The organism is Vibrio sp. Y20_XG_PY13 (assembly GCF_024181925.1).
Lineage (GTDB): Bacteria > Pseudomonadota > Gammaproteobacteria > Enterobacterales > Vibrionaceae > Vibrio > Vibrio parahaemolyticus.
This window is the reverse complement of record NZ_JAMZAL010000002.1, coordinates 375402-394330: the sequence shown is the minus strand read 5'-3', so window position 1 is coordinate 394330 and position 18929 is coordinate 375402. Positions and strand designations below refer to the sequence as shown.

15 protein-coding genes are annotated in these 18929 nt (G+C 44.5%); 7 read left to right on the top strand and 8 right to left on the bottom strand.

Annotation, left to right across the window (positions count from 1 at the left end; translation table 11 throughout):
• Window positions 1–66: 66 nt before the first annotated feature.
• The gene (locus NL646_RS06895; protein ID WP_021449227.1) at window positions 67–987 is read right to left on the bottom strand and encodes an HDOD domain-containing protein; all 921 of its coding nucleotides are present in this window, start codon (window positions 985–987) and stop codon (window positions 67–69) included.
• A 370-nt stretch (window positions 988–1357) separates the two neighbouring features.
• Between NL646_RS06895 and NL646_RS06890 the strand changes: the two genes are divergently transcribed.
• Window positions 1358–1945 (top strand): TfoX/Sxy family DNA transformation protein, encoded by a 588-nt coding sequence (locus NL646_RS06890; RefSeq protein ID WP_005459593.1) that lies wholly within the window; start codon window positions 1358–1360, stop codon window positions 1943–1945.
• Between the two features lie 173 nt (window positions 1946–2118).
• On the opposite strand, the gene NL646_RS06885 is transcribed toward NL646_RS06890, so the two are convergent.
• The 3 genes from NL646_RS06885 to NL646_RS06875 all read right to left on the bottom strand — a co-directional run bounded on the left by NL646_RS06885 (window position 2119) and on the right by NL646_RS06875 (window position 5296).
• Window positions 2119–2664, bottom strand: a complete 546-nt coding sequence (locus NL646_RS06885) for a hypothetical protein (RefSeq protein ID WP_005459590.1) — start codon at window positions 2662–2664, stop codon at window positions 2119–2121.
• Window positions 2665–2861: 197 nt separating this feature from the next.
• A complete protein-coding gene (locus NL646_RS06880; protein WP_005483573.1) occupies window positions 2862–3359 on the bottom strand; it encodes a response regulator in 498 nt (165 codons plus the stop codon).
• Window positions 3356–5296 (bottom strand): ATP-binding protein, encoded by a 1941-nt coding sequence (locus tag NL646_RS06875; protein WP_025639841.1) that lies wholly within the window; start codon window positions 5294–5296, stop codon window positions 3356–3358. Before NL646_RS06875 ends, NL646_RS06880 begins: the two co-directional genes overlap by 4 nt.
• Window positions 5297–5482: 186 nt before the next feature.
• Between NL646_RS06875 and NL646_RS06870 the strand changes: the two genes are divergently transcribed.
• The 3 genes from NL646_RS06870 (at window position 5483) to NL646_RS06860 (ending at window position 9418) form a co-directional block, all read left to right on the top strand.
• A complete protein-coding gene (locus NL646_RS06870) occupies window positions 5483–6748 on the top strand; it encodes a DUF945 family protein (RefSeq protein ID WP_005483545.1) in 1266 nt (421 codons plus the stop codon).
• Window positions 6749–6886: 138 nt separating this feature from the next.
• The gene (gene serC / locus NL646_RS06865; protein ID WP_025592719.1) at window positions 6887–7981 is read left to right on the top strand and encodes a 3-phosphoserine/phosphohydroxythreonine transaminase; all 1095 of its coding nucleotides are present in this window, start codon (window positions 6887–6889) and stop codon (window positions 7979–7981) included.
• A gap of 105 nt (window positions 7982–8086) precedes the next feature.
• Window positions 8087–9418, top strand: a complete 1332-nt coding sequence (locus NL646_RS06860) for a D-serine ammonia-lyase (protein WP_065779430.1) — start codon at window positions 8087–8089, stop codon at window positions 9416–9418.
• A 70-nt stretch (window positions 9419–9488) separates the two neighbouring features.
• Here the strand turns inward: NL646_RS06860 and cydC are convergent, their stop codons facing one another.
• The 3 genes from cydC to trxB all read right to left on the bottom strand — a co-directional run bounded on the left by cydC (window position 9489) and on the right by trxB (window position 14053).
• Window positions 9489–11210, bottom strand: coding sequence for a cysteine/glutathione ABC transporter ATP-binding protein/permease CydC (gene cydC / locus NL646_RS06855; protein WP_025627344.1), 1722 nt, complete (start codon window positions 11208–11210; stop codon window positions 9489–9491).
• The gene (gene cydD, locus NL646_RS06850; RefSeq protein WP_020903922.1) at window positions 11203–12990 is read right to left on the bottom strand and encodes a cysteine/glutathione ABC transporter permease/ATP-binding protein CydD; all 1788 of its coding nucleotides are present in this window, start codon (window positions 12988–12990) and stop codon (window positions 11203–11205) included. Before cydD ends, cydC begins: the two co-directional genes overlap by 8 nt.
• 103 nt (window positions 12991–13093) lie before the next feature.
• On the bottom strand, window positions 13094–14053 hold the full coding sequence (gene trxB / locus NL646_RS06845; RefSeq protein WP_005495561.1) for a thioredoxin-disulfide reductase: 960 nt from the start codon (window positions 14051–14053) through the stop codon (window positions 13094–13096).
• Window positions 14054–14413: 360 nt separating this feature from the next.
• Between trxB and NL646_RS06840 the strand changes: the two genes are divergently transcribed.
• Both NL646_RS06840 and NL646_RS06835 read left to right on the top strand, forming a co-directional pair.
• Window positions 14414–15070, top strand: a complete 657-nt coding sequence (locus tag NL646_RS06840; protein WP_015296577.1) for a 2OG-Fe dioxygenase family protein — start codon at window positions 14414–14416, stop codon at window positions 15068–15070.
• On the top strand, window positions 15054–16289 hold the full coding sequence (locus NL646_RS06835; RefSeq protein ID WP_020840450.1) for a cysteine desulfurase-like protein: 1236 nt from the start codon (window positions 15054–15056) through the stop codon (window positions 16287–16289). The genes NL646_RS06840 and NL646_RS06835 overlap by 17 nt, the downstream gene beginning before the upstream one ends.
• Window positions 16290–16381: 92 nt before the next feature.
• Here NL646_RS06835 and NL646_RS06830 read toward each other — a convergent pair whose 3' ends face one another.
• Window positions 16382–17206, bottom strand: a complete 825-nt coding sequence (locus NL646_RS06830) for a DUF2797 domain-containing protein (protein ID WP_005483526.1) — start codon at window positions 17204–17206, stop codon at window positions 16382–16384.
• Between the two features lie 349 nt (window positions 17207–17555).
• On the opposite strand from NL646_RS06830, the gene NL646_RS06825 reads away from it, so the two are divergent.
• Complete coding sequence (locus tag NL646_RS06825; RefSeq protein WP_015296580.1) at window positions 17556–18893, top strand: diguanylate cyclase; 1338 nt, start codon at window positions 17556–17558, stop codon at window positions 18891–18893.
• Window positions 18894–18929 lie beyond the last annotated feature (36 nt).

Here is an 18929-nt window from a genome sequence, read left to right as displayed (position 1 = left end):
GCCACTGATAAAACAACACTCGACCTTGAGTTTAATGTTTATCGTGGATGACGTTAGTTAACTTAATTACAAGCCGCTAGCACTGAGTACTGCGTTGATTTCGTTTTGAAAGTCAGTATCACTCATATTGCTTAGGTCATACAAGACCTCTGCACCTGTTAAATTGAATTCCACTTCATGTTCATCAATACGTTCGTCTTGATTGCGGAACATCAATAAGTGGTTTGCAATTCGAGCAATGTCCAAATAACTGACTTCTGGACGAGCGGTAACAAACTTTTCGTTTGAAGAGACTTCTCGAAAATCGTTGTCGAACCCCCAGCGTTCTAGCACCAACTTACTGGTTGCAGAGCAGCGAGTTTGGAAGATTTGCAACGCGATATCAGGGTCAAGGTAATTGCCACTATCCAGATACAGGTGATATTCGTTAATGAGGCAGAACAAGCCAATATCGGCCAATAAGCCAACTAGAAGTGCCTTTTCCAGCTCCAGATGTGTGTAAACAGAAGGCTCGTGTTTGTGGAATTCTTGTACGACCAGCACCATCGTGGCGCCAAGCTCTCGAGAGACGGCCGCACTTTTTACCAGTATGTCATTGCACTCTTTACTCAGATTGACCGCGTGTTTCAATTGCTCGATAGCTTGTGCGGTCACGATGTCTCGAACGCGGAAGATGCCTAAACGAGAGACGGCGGTAGTTAAATCACTACAAGTAATGTTTCTTCGGTTAAAAATCACCGAGTTAGCTACGCGAATCACAATAGCAGCTAACCCTGGATCTTCTAAAAGGCAATTTGCGACATCAGAAACCGTGGTGTTTTCTTCTATACAAAGTTTTTGAATTTTGATGACTACATCGGGGATGGGTGGTAACGAAATTTTACCCGTAGATATGGATTGTTCGACCAACTGGGCGAATTCAGATTCAAGCGCTTTTATAAGCTTATCTTTGTTATTTGGTAGCCAAAAAAATGATAGATGTTCCATTGTGACGTGGTGTTAGAGAACTTTCGTACAGTGTACCCTTACCCGAAGAACATTATCAATGAAATGCGTACTAAGTTCTCTATAAATGGTATACGGATCATAACGATGCGTGGTTTTTGGCACGCCATGCGTCAAAAAAATATCGCTAAATACCCAATAAGTGTGAAACTAATCACGTATGATGAATTTATACTTTTTTATATGTGACCTATGTCCTAACTTATTTTTCAACGTTAAGTATGATTAAGCAAGTTGGTGAGCACAACTCACAAAAATATCGCCAACAAATCGACATTTTAAATTCGCTACAAGCTGCTGTTTATCTGGTGACATCGCTAATCGGGGTAATTTATTCAGATTAAAGAGGTCAATGGACATGACAGACCAAGCTTTTTTTAAATATGTACGCAATTTTAATGAGTATCAGAAACGTTCTATGTTTGGTGGTATCGGCTTGTTTAGCGATGACGCCATGTTTGCGCTTGTCAGCAATGATTGCTGTTATTTGCGCGGCGGTAATGGTTTAGACGAAGAATTTACTCTGCTTAATTGTGAAAAATACAAGCACGTCAAAAAACAGACGACGGCTACTGTAAACTATTATGACGTAACCGATTTATTTGAGTCCGGATTTACTGGTCTTGACGATTTGTTACGCAAATCTATTGATTGCTCAATTAAGGAGCGAAAATACCAAAAGTCTTCTGCAAGTAAACGTTTGAGAGATCTACCGAACATGCAGCTTACATTAGAGCGCATGGTTAAAAAGGCGGGTATTGATGATGTTGAAACCTTTTTGGAACTTGGTCCAGTTGAAGTGTTCAACAAAGTAAGAGTTGCTTACGGCAATGATGTTGACGTTAAACTGCTGTGGAAGTTTGCTGGTGCCATTGATGGTGTGCACTGGAAACTAATCCAAGAGCCGCGCAAAAAACAGTTACTGGCACTGTGTGAATAAGGCAACTGAACCACACAATGATTGACTCGTTTCTAATGGAGTTAGCGAGTCAGAAAAGTAAGTGTTAAAAGCAGAAAAGGGATGTTGATGTTTTTGACCACTTCATTTGAGTTAGTCATTTTATGAATAAAAAAACCGAGGCAATTGCCTCGGTTTTGCTTTTTTCACGCCAATTAGAACTTGAAGCGTGTAGTGAACATGATTTGATCACCGTAGAAATCGTTGATGCGAGCTTCAGCACCAAGAGAGAAAAGCTCTGTTGAATGGAAGCGCGCGTAAGCAGAACCTGTCCAATCGTCATCGTTGTCGATTGAAACGTAACCAACTTTACCACCCACTTCAAGTTGAGGACCAAGCCATTGGCGCACGCCTAGGTTTAGCTCCATACCAACATCTGTGCTGCTTGAGCTTGTTGGCTGAACCACACGCATTAGCATTTCACCTGTAAGGTCTGCCCAGTTGTTTAGCGGTGAGTGAAAGCCAAAACCTGCTGCAGAATCAAAGTCGCTATCAAACTCAGAGTCGATACGAGCAATAACGTGCGCATTCGGGTGAATAGATTTGCTGAAGCCAGCACCAAATGTCACAGGGCTTGCGCCGATACGAGCTTCGAAATAATCGTAGCTAAAGTTGCTCATAGTTGCAGGCGCGTTGCGGTCTGCGGCTAGGGCATGGCTTGATGCCATTAATAGGGCAGCGGCTAATAGTGTTTTACGCATAACTAACGATAAACCTTGTTCTTTATTTCCATGGATTCAGGCAAATGCTTGAACCGTAATCTGATTTGTCCGACATCATAATAAAAACGAAGGTCTACGACCAACAAAAATGTGTCGAGGTTTTGTCAATTGACTTAATGGTGACGTAACAAAAGCAAAAAGCGCGCCACTAGTTGCTAGAGAGCTATTCTCAACTATTACTCTCCGAAGCTGGCTCTGCGATCTGCCATTGCATTCAAGATTGCTTCTGAATCGAGAATCGTCGTCCAAGACAACAAATTGTCATCATTTTCAATAACAAAGGCTGTTAGCTGGGATGTAATTGCTTGTCTTAGCTCCTCACCTTTCCAAGGCTTGGCAATGTAATAATCTAAGCTAGCATGGTTTACCGCTTCAACGGTGTCTTCAAGACCCGCTTGTCCGGTTAGGAGCACTTTTCTTGCTGCTTTGGTGTCACCATTTTGACTCAGTTCTATAAGAAAGCTGATGCCCGTTTGTTCTGGCATGATGTGGTCGCACAAAATCAGCGCAAGCTGAACTTCTTCTTCCGCCATCTCTTCAATCACTTGCTTTGCTTCCGTAACGGACTCTGCACCCTCAACGATGAAATGTTCTTCGAATGGTGCTAAATCTTGAAGGACACTATCCAAGACTTCTCGTTCGTCATCGACACATAAAATCAGATACTTAGTCATGTTTCATCTCCTTCTTCAATGACTGGTAACCAGACGGTCATACAAGTAAAGGCATTGAGTTCCGATTGAACATCAATCCAGCCTTTATGTGCTGCAACGATTTGTTGGCAAATAGACAGTCCAATACCTAAGCCAAAGTTGCCTTCTTTTTTGGTTGTAAAGTTGAGTTCAAAAATTGCTTTTTTCTGCGAATCCGGAATACCGCATCCATTATCTTCAAATGAAATCACGGCATAACGCTGTTGGTTTTTTTCAACTTCTCTCGTTTGTATTTTTAACGATCCTTTATCAGGAAAGGCGTCAATCGCATTAGAAATTAGGTTGGTCCACACTTGTTGCAATGCAATAGGTTGGCAAAGCATATGCGGAAGTGGGGCGTAATCTGTTGAGACTTGATGCACTTTTAGCTTGTTTTCGAAAATCACTAAAGTGTCTTCGATGCCTTCATGGATATCGGCGTAGTGCATGCGTTCATCATCAGATCTCGCGTAGCCTTTTAGACTCTTCACCATGTCAGCGATGCGAGCGGCACAAACATTGATAGAACGGAGAGAAGCACCTGCTTGATGGTATTGTTCTAACGTCTCTAGCGTAGAGGAGGCATTGTCTTTCTTCTTGGCGAGTTGGGAAACGAGTTCGGAATCGCTCTCTAGGCCTAAATTGACGACTTTTTTGGCAATGGCACGATCAGGTAACGTGCTGTTGAGTTCTTTGACGCGTGAGCGCAGTTCGGCAGTCGAGGCTGGCTTGGCGGTTTGAGCTCTGGTTAGAAGCTGAACGCCTTTGATTTGTACTTCTGCTGTCGGAAGTTGAGTTAGTAGCCCTTCGAGGGTATGAGTGAGGTTTTCTACACCACGCAAAATCGCAGCTATTGGGTTGTTCAGCTCATGGGCCACGCCCGCAACCAACTGGCCGAGCATGGCCATTTTTTCTCTTTCAATCAGTTGTTGATGAGCAGATTCAAGTGACTCGAGTGTTTTCTGCAATTGTAATTTTGTGTTGATGCTTCTCTGTAATCGGCGATTGAAATGACGAAGAAGTAAGTTCGTAAATAGGGGGAGAAGGTTTGAGTCACTCTGCATTACTTTACGGAACACATTTCTATCAAGTTTAATTACTTCTGTTTCGGTAAGCGTAAGTGCAGTAGAAAAGGAGCATTCCCCAGTTACAAATGACATGCCGCCGACAATGTTCCCTTTGGTATGGCGAACCACTTCTCGCTGCATACCTTGTTCGTCTCTTTTGTAAAGCGCCACTTCTCCGCTGGTTATGAACCATAAAAAGCTGTTAGGTTCTCCTTCAACCGTCAGCAAATGCTCAGGAGAGTAGGTTCGACAAGCTTTTGTTTCGTCATTTTCTTTGAAAAATTGTTGCAAGGCAGAGATTACTTGTTCTGCCAGTTCATTATCAGACATCGAGTGATAGTCGTGTAAGAAACCGGCTTGGTAATTGCTCATCTGATTTTCGATATGAGCACGTAGCAATTTGTGCTGGTCCAAGATTTGGCTATAACTGAGCAAGTCTTCTTTGCAATTACGTAAGATAAACTGCGTCAGCTCTTTTTGAGCGGTATTAAAAAGGACGTTATCTGGCAGAGGCTTGGTCAAACAATGATCCAAACGACCTTCGTTGACGGCCGTGAGTATCGCGTCAATATCTGAAGAGCAACTGATGAGAATTTTACGAGCGCGCTCTGTGTGCGGTGTTTTGTCCAGCCCAATGAGAAAATCCACACCATTAAAGTGCGCGTGATGGCTGGCGATCACTAACGCGACAGTTTGTTCTCTTTCTTCAAGATATTCCAACGCGCTTTGCGCTTCTTCTATCGACTCGACAGAAAAAATATCAAACTTGCTAGAGAAAGCCGACAGTTCCAATCGAAACTGCTCGGCACTGATTGGATTATTGTCGAGACACAATACAGCGTAACGATTCACAGGTGGTTGAGCTCCGGTTAAAACTTGGCCAAGCAAACTTTATCAATAAAACGGCGCAATGAGTGCGAGCTGCGTATGATTCCTGACTAATGGACTAGAATTAGCATCAATAGTCTGATTTATCTCAATGTTTTATCCGTTATTAGTTTGGGGTAGACTGAGCGCAAATACCTGAAAAGTGATGTTATGCAAAACTTAAAAAAACTAGGCGCCATCGGTGGTGCAATCTCATTGGCGTTGTGTTGGCCGCTTGCGGTTGGTCAAATTGGTCAGTCGATCATTGAAGACGGTATCGCCAATATGAACGATAAGATGATCAAAGGCGAAGTCGTTGAATACCAACGCGGCTACCTTTCTTCCGTTGTATTAACTCGATACTCAGTGGTTGACCCTGAACTGAAAACACAGTTTGAACGCGATGGTTTGCCGATTATGTTCGAAGTCACGAGTGATGTAAGCCATGGTTTAACTAGCCTGACAGCAGACTCTAAGCTGGTGGATAACGATTTTCTCCCGCTTACCATGCATAGCAAAACACAGCTTAATGGTAACACTGCGTTTACGTTGGATTTAGACAGCTGGAACTATCGCAATGAAGCGCAAGGCGTATCGGTTTCGACAAGTCCTGCGCAAGTGACTGGCGATGTTACCGTGCTTGGTGATTTGAAGTACCAAGTATCGATTCCTTCAGTTCAAGTCGATTTTGAAAATGGTGACGAGTTACACCTGAATGATCTGAGTGGACAAGGTAAGGGTAAGCAAGCGAAAGGTTATTGGCTTGGTGAACAAACCTTTTCTCTAGAAAAGTTAGATGTGGTTGATTCATCGCTTAAACAGGTATTTTTGATTGAAAAGGCGAGCTACAGCGGCAACACGTCGAATGACGAAACCGGTGAGAAGCTAAACAGCCAATTGAACATTAATGCTCAAAAAATGCGCCTAACGGATGGCACTGATGTTGATAACTTTAAGTTGAATTTTGCTATTGCAGATGTCGATAGTAATTCGTTCGATCAAATTATGTCGATCTATCAAAGCTCACCAGTACTTGATGAACAACAGGTGTCCGAATTAATGCCTCACATCGACACGCTATTTAGTAAGGGCTTTAAGCTTTCAGTTAATGAGCTTTCTTTGGCGTTTGGTGAAGGTAAATTCCGCAACGAGTGGCAATTATCTGTCCCTCAAGGTACAGACCATATCACGCAAGACCCAATGAAGTTGATGACCGCAACAAACGGCGAATTGAGTACTTACTTCTCAGATGAACTTGTTGAACACTATCCATTTATCCAAGAAGGCATTGATGAGCTTTTGATCATGGAGTTGATTGAAAAAGTCGATGGTGGTTATGAACTTAAAGCTCAAATCGGTGAAGGCAAGCTTAAGTTTGAAAATGGTCATGAATTTCCATTGATTGGTCTGTTAATGCCCGCGTTGATGCAGAAATAAGCCGATTACGATTAGAGCTTTCCGTTAATTTGACGTTTTCAGTTTAAAAGAGGTCTTAAGACCTCTTTTCTTGTTTTTATCACCATAAAAACGTGATATTAATTTCGTAATATTTACATAGCAGGAGCAATGAGCATCATGGAACAAAATACGGACAACGTATTTAACTTCAGTGCAGGGCCAGCGGCTTTGCCAAAAGCTGTCATGCAGCAAGCACAACAGGAACTTATCGACTGGCAAGGTCTTGGTACTTCGGTAATGGAAATCAGTCACCGAAGTAAAGAGTTCATCAAAGTTGCACAAGAAGCAGAGCAAGATCTACGTGATTTGCTGAATATTCCAGACAACTACAAAGTACTGTTCTGCCAAGGTGGTGCTCGTGCTCAGTTTGCCGCTGTTCCGCTAAACTTACTTGGTGATGCAGAAACTGCAACCTACATCGATGGTGGCTACTGGGCTGAAAGTGCAGTCGAAGAGGCGAAGAAGTACTGCGAACCTGACGTATTTGATGCCAAAACAGAGATTGACGGTAAAGTAGCTGTTCTACCTGCAAGCGAATGGAAAATTGCCCCAGAAGCGGCTTATGTTCACTTTTGCCCAAATGAAACCATCGATGGCATCGAAATCAATGATCTTCCGATCACCGACAAACCAATTGTTGCTGATATGTCTTCGACAATTCTTTCTCGTGAAATCGACGTGTCGAAATACGGTGTGATTTACGCGGGCGCACAGAAAAACATTGGTCCATCAGGTATTGCCATCGCGATCGTTCGTGACGATCTACTCGGCATGGCGAAACAAGTGCTGCCAAGTATTCTTGATTACAAAGTTCTTGCTGAAAAAGAATCAATGTTTAACACGCCACCAACGTTTGCTTGGTACTTGTCTGGCCTTGTTTTCAAATGGCTTAAAGCACAAGGCGGCGTTAAGAGCATTGAAACAGTGAATCGCGAAAAAGCAAAACTGCTTTACGATTACATTGATCAGTCTGATTTCTACCGCAACGGCGTTCATCCATCGAACCGTTCATTAATGAACGTTCCTTTCCAATTAGCGAAGCCTGAACTTGACGCGACTTTCCTTGAGCTTGCAGATGCAAAAGGACTAAAAGCGCTAAAAGGTCACCGTGTGGTGGGCGGTATGCGCGCATCGATTTACAATGCAATGCCGCTAGAAGGTGTGCGAGCGTTGGTCGATTTCATGAAAGAGTTCGAGCAAAACTACGCATAGAGCACAAATTGAATGGGTTAAAAGCGTCGCAATTGCGGCGCTTTTGTTTATGTGCGTAACCAATTGAATGGAAGATTCTAAAGAACAAATTGCAGGATAGAGGATATGAACAAGCTGAATGTGGAAGTGCTTAAAAAACAATTCCCACTTTTAGAGCAACTGATCAACCTAGATGAAGTTTGCTGGTTTAATCCCAACGTGACCTCGCTTGAAGAAGGTTTGCCGCACGTCGGATTGAACGCAGAAGATATTCATGTCGCGAGTGCAAGGCTCAAGCGCTTTGCTCCTTATCTTATGAAAGCTTTTCCTGAAACCAAAGCCGCTTCTGGTCTCATTGAGTCGCCTGTAGTGGACATTCCAAAGATGAAAGCGGCTTTGGAAACTCAGTACAACGTCCCAATATTCGGCCGCCTTATGCTCAAGCTTGATAGTCACCTACCAATATCCGGCTCGATAAAAGCCCGTGGTGGCATTTATGAAGTGTTAGTTCATGCAGAAAAACTGGCGATTGCCACAGGGTTGTTAAGTGAGAGTGATGATTACAGCAAGCTGCTGAGTGGTGAGTTCCGACAATTTTTCCAACAATACAGCATCGCGGCTGGTTCAACGGGAAATCTAGGCATGTCGATAGGCATGATGAGTGCCAAGCTTGGTTTTTCAGTATCGGTTCATATGTCCGCCGATGCGAGAGAGTGGAAGAAAAATAAACTTCGATCGCACGGTGTCAACGTGGTTGAGTACGAGCAAGATTATGGTGTTGCGGTTGAGCAAGGTCGAAAACAGGCAGAGAGCGATCCCAACTGCTTTTTTATCGATGATGAAAACTCACAAACCTTGTTCCTAGGTTACTCGGTTGCAGGTGAACGCTTAAAACAACAATTTGATGATTTAGGTATTGTGGTTGATGAACGCCATCCACTGTTTGTGTATTTACCATGCGGTGTTGGTGGTGGGCCAGGTGGTGTTGCTTTTGGGCTAAAGGTGGCCTTTGGTGACCACGTGCATTGCATCTTCGCTGAGCCAACACATTCTCCTTGCATGTTGTTGGGAGTACATACTGGTTTGCATGATGAGATAGCGGTGCAAGATATCGGTATAGATAATCTCACCGCGGCAGATGGCTTGGCCGTTGGTCGTCCTTCTGGTTTTGTTGGGCGAGCCATGGAGCGGCTAATTGATGGTTACTACACAGTGACGGATGAACGTATGTATCAGCTTTTAGGAGAGTTGAGCGAACGAGAAGGCATCAATTTGGAGCCCTCTGCATTAGCCGGAATGATGGGCGCGGTGCATGTATCGAGTTCTCTACACTACCAGACTCGTTTACAGCTTACGGATGAACGTTTGAAAAATGCCACACACTTAGTTTGGGCGACCGGGGGAGGGATGGTGCCAGAAGCCGAAATGTCAGCTTACTTGGCGAAGTCTGGTCGTTAGAGCGTTCTTCAAATTTGTTGAGTTAGTCAATGAAAAAGCTCATCCGAAGATGAGCTTTTTTTAGTCTTACTTATAGAGATTGAAGCAACTGGTAGTAACGACCGTGTTGAGCGAGTAGAGTTTGATGGTCGCCTTGCTCAATGATCTCGCCCTGTTCCATAAGGCAAATGTTGTCCATGCTCTCTAATTCTATGAGTCGGTGAGTGATGAACACAACCGTCTTGTTGGCAAAATACTCGTTGAAAAGCGCCATGACTTTTTGTTCGGTACGCTTGTCGAGGCCTTCGGTTGGCTCATCAAGAAGCAAAATCGGAGCATCTCGTAGTAACGCTCGCGCAATACCAATACGACGTTTCTCGCCACCAGAAAGTTGACGACCGCCATCACCCAGCCAAGCATCAAGACCCGGCTCTTCAAGCAGAGCACCCAGTTCAACTTTTGTTAGGATCTCCGCCAGTTGCTCATCAGTCGCATTTGGTGACGCCATTAACAAGTTGTCACGTAGTGTGCCGTTTAACACATCTACTCGTTGGCTCACTACGGTAATTGCTGAGCGCAGATCGGATTCACACCAATCTTTTAGTGAAGCGCCACCAATGCGAACCTCACCTTGGTTTACATCCCAGTAGCGACAAAGTAGTTGAATCAGAGTCGACTTGCCTGAACCCGTTTGACCAACAATTGCGGTTTTCGAGCCTAAAGGAAGTGAAAGCGAAAGGTCTTTCAGCACTTTCTGTTGTCCATCAGGGTATGCAAAATCAATGTTGATGAACTCGATATCCAGTGGCTTTTCTTCGCGTTTAGATTGCTCAGGGAAGACAACATCAGGCTCTGCGAGAATCACTTCGTTCAAGCGACGGGCAGAAGTCAGCGTTTGACCAAGGTATTGGAACGCACCCGCAATAGGCATCAAAATTTCAAAACTTGCCATTGTTGCAAAAGCGAATAGGGCGATCCAAGGATCAGGTGCCCGACCACCAACGCCATCAGCAGCAAACCAAAGCATGACAACTAAAGTCAGGCCGTTCACCAACATCAGAAGTCCTGACGCCATACCAGTCAGATTAGCGTTTACAAACTGGTTTGAAAGCAGTTGTTTTTGCTTTTCAAGAATCAGGTTACGGTAGCGTTCTTCTGCACCAAAAATACTCAGCTCGCTATAGCCTTGTAGCCAATCGAGTGTCGCGACACGAAGCTGAGCTTTGTTTTGCGTTAAGTGCTCACCGTTGTTTTTGCCCAGTTTGTAAAAAAGCACTGGCCACACCAAAAGCATGATCGTAAGAATTGAGCCTAAAAGTAGCGCAAGATGCCAGTCAAAGAACGCTAAGACTGCGGTTAAACTCAGAATGCCAAAGATGCCAATAATAACGGGGCTGATAAGTCGCAGATAAACGTGATCCATTGCGTCCACATCGGCTACCAGACGGTTCAGCAGGTCAGCATCGCGCATTGTTGACACTCGGCCTGGGATCAGCGGAGCAAGTTTCTTGAAGAAGAAGATACGCAGGTCTGTCAGTAATTTAAATGTCGCATTGTGGCTTACAACACGCTCCCCCCAACGGCCAGCAGTTCGTGCCATTGCGGCACCGCGCACGCCAGCACCTGGCAGCATGTAGTTGAAGGTTTCACGCGCAACGGTTAAACCAGCCACTGCTGCTGCGGAGATAAACCAACCAGACAGAGTGAGCAAGCCGATAGATGCAGCAAGTGTTAGGAACGCCAATAGCATACCCAGCGACAAACCGAACCAATGTTTTTTATACAGTTTTAGATAAGGGAGTAAATCACGCATCTAGGTTCCCCTTGTCTGATTCACGCTGCGCTAGGTTGGCAGCTAACATGTCTTTAAACAAACCTTCTTGTGAGGCTAGGGTAGCGTAGTCGCCACGTTGTACGATTTGACCATCTTGCATCACGAGAATTTGTGAAACGTTTTGCAAAGGCGCAAGTTGGTGAGTGATCATCAAGTTAGTGGTGGATTGGGTATACTTATTAATTCCCTCCATCACCAGTTTTTCACTGCGCGCATCCAAGCTTGCCGTCGGTTCGTCAAGCAACCAGAAACGGCCGTTTTGTAGCATTGCTCGCGCAAGTGCAAGACGTTGAGCTTGTCCTACAGATAAACCGCCTGAACGGTCAGAGATTGCGTAATCCAGGCCATGCATTTCAACAAACTCAGCCGCGTAAGAATCGTTGAGCACTGTATTCACTTGTGCGTCTGGAATATCGTGTTTACCAAGCGTGACGTTATCACGAATGCTGCCGTGCAATAACATTGGGTTTTGACCAATCCAGCTGACAGCTTCGCGCCAAGTCGATAGATCAAGTTGAGACAACTCGCAGCCGTTAATTTTTAAACTGCCCTTGTATGGCATAAAGCCAAGAATGGTATTAACCAAACTGGTTTTACCTGCGCCACTTGGGCCAACAAGCGCAGTGCTTTGATTGGCTTCCAATGAAAATGACAGAGGGCCAGCCAATTGTTTGCCTTCAGGGCTGAAAACAACCAAATCTTGAGCTTCGATTTGAATTGGCGTGTTCTGTTCAAGAGATTGAGTTCCGTCTTTCACTTGATCTACCTCTAGTTCAAGAAACTCGACAATACTTTCAGCAGCGCCCACCGCTTGTTGCTTCGCGTGATAGAAAGTACCGAGATCTCGAAGTGGTTGGTAAAACTCAGGAGCTAAAATAAGAATGAACAGGCCAGCAAACAAGGTGACGCCAGCACCGTAGTAACCAAAGTTCAATTCACCGATGTAACTGAAGCCGAAGTAAACCGCAGTAATAGCGATAGAAATAGAAGTGAAGAACTCCAGTACCGCAGAAGAAAGGAATGCGATTTTTAGTACATCCATCGTGCGGGTACGAAATACCTCTGATGCCCCTTTCAGGGTCTCAGTTTCTGACTTTGTACGGTCGAAAAGGCGAATGGTCGTCATCGCTTGCAATCGGTCGTAGAAGTGACCGGATAAGCGTTGCATTGCTTTGAAGTTTTTACGGTTCGCTTCCGCGGCTTTGATACCAACTAATGCCATAAAAATAGGCACTAACGGGGCCGTCACAAGGAAGATTAAACCTGCCGCCCAGTTAACTGGGAATACCACAACCAAAATGATGAAAGGAACTAATACCGACAGCGACATTTGAGGCAAGTAGCGAGAGAAGAAGTCTTGCATGTTCTCAACTTGCTCTAGAATCAATGTCGCCCAACTGCCTGCTGGTTTGCCTTTAATGTAAGCAGGCCCCAGCTTGTGGACTTTGTCTAAAATGAGTTGTCGAATGTAAACTCGGATTTGTTCGCCACAGCGGTAGCCCGCAATTTCGCGGCCCCACGTACATGCAGCGCGGCCGATGACGGTTCCGACTAATCCGACAAAGTGCCAAATGAGCTCACTTTTATCGACTTGTTCGATGATTAATTGGTGAAGAATGGAGGCGAGCAGGGCTGCTTGAGCCAATAAAAACACGCTTGAAAGTACGCCTAGGCCTATCGCAATCATGAGCCAGCGCTTGGCTAACTTGCTCTGTTGCTTAAGCCACTTATTCAAGCTGCTTTGCTTTTTCTTATCCATCGTGAAGGCTTAATGATAATTGTTTTAATGAGGCGGTAGTATACAAAAGAAAACCCAGCGGGAATACCGCTGGGCTTTAAGGATATGACACAAATGTGAAAAGTTATTTGTCACTAAGTGCGTCTAGGAAGCGTTCCGCATCCAGAGCTGCCATACAGCCTGTACCTGCTGATGTGATTGCTTGACGATAGTTGTGATCCATTACGTCACCAGCTGCAAATACACCTTCAATGCTAGTTTGCGTCGCGTTGCCTTCTAGACCCGACTTCACAACGATGTAGCCATCTTTCATTTCTAGCTGGCCTTCAAAGATCTGGGTGTTTGGCTGGTGGCCGATCGCGATAAACGCGCCCATCACTTCAAGATCTTCAGTTGTGCCTGTGTTTACATCTTTAATGCGAACACCAGTTACGCCCATATCGTCGCCCAGAACTTCATCTAGTGTGCGATCGGTGTGAAGAATGATGTTGCCATTTTCCACTTTGTCCATAAGACGATTAATGAGGATCTTCTCCGCACGGAATGAATCACGACGGTGGATCAAGTGAACTTCAGATGCGATGTTAGATAGGTACAGCGCTTCTTCAACCGCTGTGTTACCGCCGCCGACAACCGCAACTTTTTGGTTGCGGTAGAAGAAACCGTCACACGTAGCACATGCCGATACGCCGCGACCTTTGAACGCTTCTTCTGATTCCAGACCTAGGTATTTAGCTGATGCACCTGTTGAAATGATCAAAGCATCACAGGTGTACTCACCAGAATCACCTTTTAAACGGAATGGACGTTGAGACAGTTCAACTTCGTTGATGTGATCGAATACAATTTCTGTTTCGAAACGTTCCGCATGTTCTTTCATGCGTTCCATTAATGCTGGGCCTGTTAGGCCTTCTGCATCACCTGGCCAGTTTTCTACTTCTGTTGTAGTGGTTAGCTGACCACCTTGTTGCATTCCCGTCACAAGCACAGGGTTTAGATTCGCGCGCGCAGCGTATACTGCCGCGGTGTAACCTGCTGGACCAGAACCAAGAATTAATAGTTTACAGTGTTTTACGTCGCTCATTGTGGCTCCAAAGAGGGCTGAACATTTCTCTCGATTGTATGGAAATTCTTATAGCTTTAAAAGCATAAACGGCGATTGAGATCGAATAAATGGTTATAGATTAGAACTCACTATCGCGTGATAGAAATTGTCTCAATCCAGCATAAAATTCTATTTACAGTAGAGAAATCTAGTTTCAAATGTTGCTTAAGCTTTAATATAAAACATATACCTAATTTAACTTTTGTTTGTGGGTTTTCATCTCGTTTTTTTATTTATGTTGAAGCTATCAACGTTAAAAGCTGGTAATTGCAGAATATTTGCGTAATCTATGTTGTAAATTAAATGTTAATTAAATGTACCTCATTAAAGGAGTCAATGATGTTACATTCGCGTGAGAACACTCTACATTTAACTCAGCTCAGCATGGCAGCAATTGAGCAACTTTCGCCTTCATTTGAAGCGTTACCTCATACTGAGCACGCTGATGGGCAATATCGATTACGACGCTACTCAGTCGTGAGTTTTGAAGATGGACAAGTGATCGATTTGAACAAGAACAGCTTTGTACAGTCTTCAGATATCAACCGATTTCAGGGTGATGTCATTCGTCAATTTGAACCTATCGAGAAAGACATTTTAGCAAGTGAAGGCTTTCGCGAAATGTGTGCGCTATTTGTGAGCGCAAACCACCTTCCAAATGGTCAAGAAATCGAAATTCACCAGATTCGAATCACTGCATTAGATAGCGAAACGCAGGTCGCGCCAGAAGGTGTGCACCAAGACGGATTTGATCATATCGCGATGGTTGGTGTTGGTCGTCACAACATCATTGGTGGTGACATCATGCTATACAGCAGCCATAACCAAGCCCCATTTTTCCGCAAAGTATTAGAAAACGGGGAAGTGGCGATGTTGGCTGACAGCAAACTTTGGCACAACGCCTGTCCAATTCGTTCTGTGATTGATGACCAAGCAGGCCACATGGATGTCTTTGTATTAACCGCTACGGACAAACGTAATGAACTTCAATCTTAATCAAATCAGAGAACAGTTTCCCGCGCTGGCTCAGTATCATAATGACAAACCAGTTACGTTTTTTGATGGGCCTGGCGGCTCGCAAGTTCCTCAATCTGTGCTTGATTCAATGGTCGGTTACCTTGGGCGTTTTAATTCCAACTTGGGTGGGCATTACTTCTCTAGCCAAGCTACGGTTGATGTCATGCAGAGTGCGCGAGAGTCGGCACAAGCGCTATTGAATGCACCTTCGTCTGGTAATATTGTCTTTGGCGCGAACATGACATCACTGACGTTCCAGTTAAGCCGTGCAATCAGTCGTGATTGGCAAGAAGGGGATGAGATCATTGTCTCAGCGCTTGACCATTACTCGAACGTTTCAAGCTGGCAACAAGCAGCGGAAGACAAAGGTGCTAAGGTTCACCAAGTTCGAATCAATGAAGCTGATTGCACTTTAGATCTTGAGCACTTACAAAGCCTGCTTTCAGAAAAAACACGCTTGGTTGCCGTGACATATGCGTCAAACACCACGGGATCGATAGTCGATATTCAGCGCGTAGTTGACATGGCGCACGGTGTTGGTGCTCAAGTTTATGTCGATGCAGTGCATTATGCCCCTCACCACTTAGTCGATGTACAAGCGCTGGGCTGTGATTTCTTAGCGTGTTCAGCTTATAAGTTCTTTGGACCGCATGTAGGTATCGCTTACGTGGCTGACCAATGGTTGCACAGCCTTCGTCCTTATAAAGTAGAACCGGCTACGAATATTGGTCCGGGTCGTTTTGAAACGGGTACACAAAGCTTCGAAGGCCTTGCTGGTGTTGCGGCCGCAGTGGAATATTTGGCTCAGTTTGGCGATAACGACTTACCACTTCGTCAGCGATTAGAACAAAGTTACGCGCTTTACAATCAACACGAACAGCGTTTAAGTGAGCGTTTTTTGCAACGACTCGACGCGCTAGAAGGTGTGAAACTGTATGGCATTGAGAGCGAAGATTGTCAGCAACGTACGCCGACGTTTGCCCTAACATTTGACAAGTATTCACCAGAGTTTATCGCTAAGACCTTAGGTGAGCACAATATCTGTGTTTGGAATGGCCACTTTTATGCACTTGGTTTGGTTCGTCAGCTTGGCATTGAAGAATCAGGTGGGGTCGTACGAATTGGTTGTATGCATTACAACACTATTGAAGAAGTGGATATGTTGTTTGATGTGCTAGAAAGCATCCTTGATGCTTAATCTCTCATCGCTCTGAACGAAGAAAAACAAAAGCTCGAGCCAGTGCTCGAGCTTTTTCTATCTAGGAAGTTTGTATAGTAAAGCAGACGTATCTACGCGCTTACTTCAACTTCGTAAGATGTAAATTTGCGGACGTTAATCACACCGGTATCAAAAATCAGATACTGACCTTTGATGCCTTGCAAAATGCCAGTCACAACCGGGTTTTTGTCGAAGTTATGAGAGGTGATTTTCGTTGGGTGTTGCTGAACGGGGTAGCTAAGATCGGTAATGGTTTCGCTCAGCACCTCGATGGCATCTTCACCAAATTGCTGTTTGATTTCAGCAATCTTGTCTTGCACAAGAGGAAGCAGTTCAGCAAAACGATCTTGTAACTCAATCGGTTCACCATCGCCTTTAAGCAAAGTGCGCCAGTTTGTTTTGTCTGCAATATGCTTTGCCAGTTCCACTTCAATCAAGCCTGAAATATGACGCGTTTTGACTTTGAAAATTGGCAGACCCTGAGTTGCACCTTGATCAATCCAACGTGTTGGAATTTGAGTGTGGCGAGTGATGCCCACTTTCAAGCTTGATGTATTTGATAGATACACGAAGTGATCCACCATACAGTTTTCTTCTCCCCACTGCGGTTCGCGGCATGTGCCTTGGTCGTAGTGGCAAGTCTCTGGCTTCATGATGCACATATCGCAGCTCGCAAGCTTCTTCATACACACGAAACAGTGGCCTTGAGAATAGCTCTTCTTGGTTTTCTTACCGCATGAGCAACAAAAAATATTGCCAGTATGCGTCAACGTGAGTGTTTTACCGAGAAACGGTGACAGATCGACTTCTTCATCACCCACAGGAAGACGATAGCTGACGGCACCATCGAGAGAAGCACGCATTTTGTTTAGCGTACCAGTAGCAATTAATGACATGACATTACTCGTTATTGTGTTTTTCGACAGTATATAACGAAGTGCGCTCAAGATGCAGGGTTGACAGGGTTAATAACTGGCAATGTTTCCACAATGAATGGCCATTGTTTCTCGTCGCAAAGCTTGATGGTGCCTCGCTTGAGTGGTTGTGAATTGCTTCGCAAATAACAAGTAAGTCATCAAATTGGACGATTTTAAACCGTGATAACGGTTCAAAACGCGTTACCATGTATCGGAAATAAGAACTCAAGCCAAAAGTAATTTTGTTTCTTGATAAATGACTTTATTTGAAGTTCGAAATATCATTGGGTACACTGTGTTGTATATAAGTTAAGCAGGTCACTTGCCTATGAAGTGGATACACAAATTAATCTTCGCTCTTTCGATTTGTACGATCAGTTTAGTTGCTCTGTACAGTGTGTTAGGTGACACGCGTAAGCTCGTCATCACACCTGAACAATTCAATATTTATGCGACAAAAGATGCGAGCGAAGGTGGGCTAAGTACGGCCGATATCACCTATGATGCGCAAAGCTTGGTACTCAATTGTGAGCTAAAAAAAAGCAGTTATGCTTGGCCGTATTGCGGTATCTCGGTTTATACCGATGTAGCGCAGCCAACACACGGCATCGATCTTTCTAATTACCATACCATCCGATTAAAGCTTCATTATGAAGAGGCGGGCAATGGGCAAAACCCAAGCCATGACCTACGTCTTTATCTGAGAAACTACAATCCGGAATACTCGAAACCGGATGATGAATACACCATCAAATACAATGGCATGCAGTTTTCTCCATCGAATTTTAGTGAAACCATCGAGATTCCGATTAAGAACTTACAGGTAATGACCTGGTGGCTTGCGGATAACAAGGTCGATATTGAACATTCTGCGCCAGAGTTTTCGAACATTACGCGTATTGATATTGCCACTGGTTCGGGTGCTGCGCTTGGTCAGCACAAAATTGTGATTGATAAGATCGAATTTGAAGGTGCCTATCTTGCACAAGAGACGTTGTTGTTTGCTCTATTGTTTTCTTGGATGGCTTTAGGGCTGGCTTTCTCTCTGCATGAACTACGGAAAAACAGAGCGGCGTATGAAAAAGCGAAGCGTCGTCATCGTCATCTAGAAAAAGTGAATGGCACTTTGCGCGCGCAGAATTACGAATTTGCCGAGTTGGCGCACCGAGATGCGCTAACCGGAGCGATGAACCGTCATGCTGTACAAACTTGGTTAGAACAGCAAGCACGCCAAGTACGTTGGGGGCACTCGACGTTGAGCATCCTTTATATGGATTTAGATAACTTTAAGAAGATTAACGATAAGTTCGGGCATCAAATGGGGGATGATATTCTGCGTGAGTTCGTCATGGTCGTTGCCAGTTCTATTGCACCTGATGACCGTTTGGTTCGTTGGGGTGGTGAAGAGTTTGTGGTTTTCTGTCCAGATACCAATATCGAACAAGCCGTGAAAAAGGCCGAGATGATACGCAAGAATGTCGCAAACCACTTGTGGGTTCATGGTGAGGCGCTTACTTGCAGTATTGGCGTGGCCCAAATGCAAAATGAGCGGGTAACCGAGACCATGGCAAGAGCCGATGAAGTATTGTATCTCGCTAAGCGTAATGGTCGAAACCGCGTTGAAGTGAATTACGGATTGTTGAGTTGCCAAAAGAATGAGGCATAAATAAATAGCATGACGTTCTAGCGATTCACACTTTTC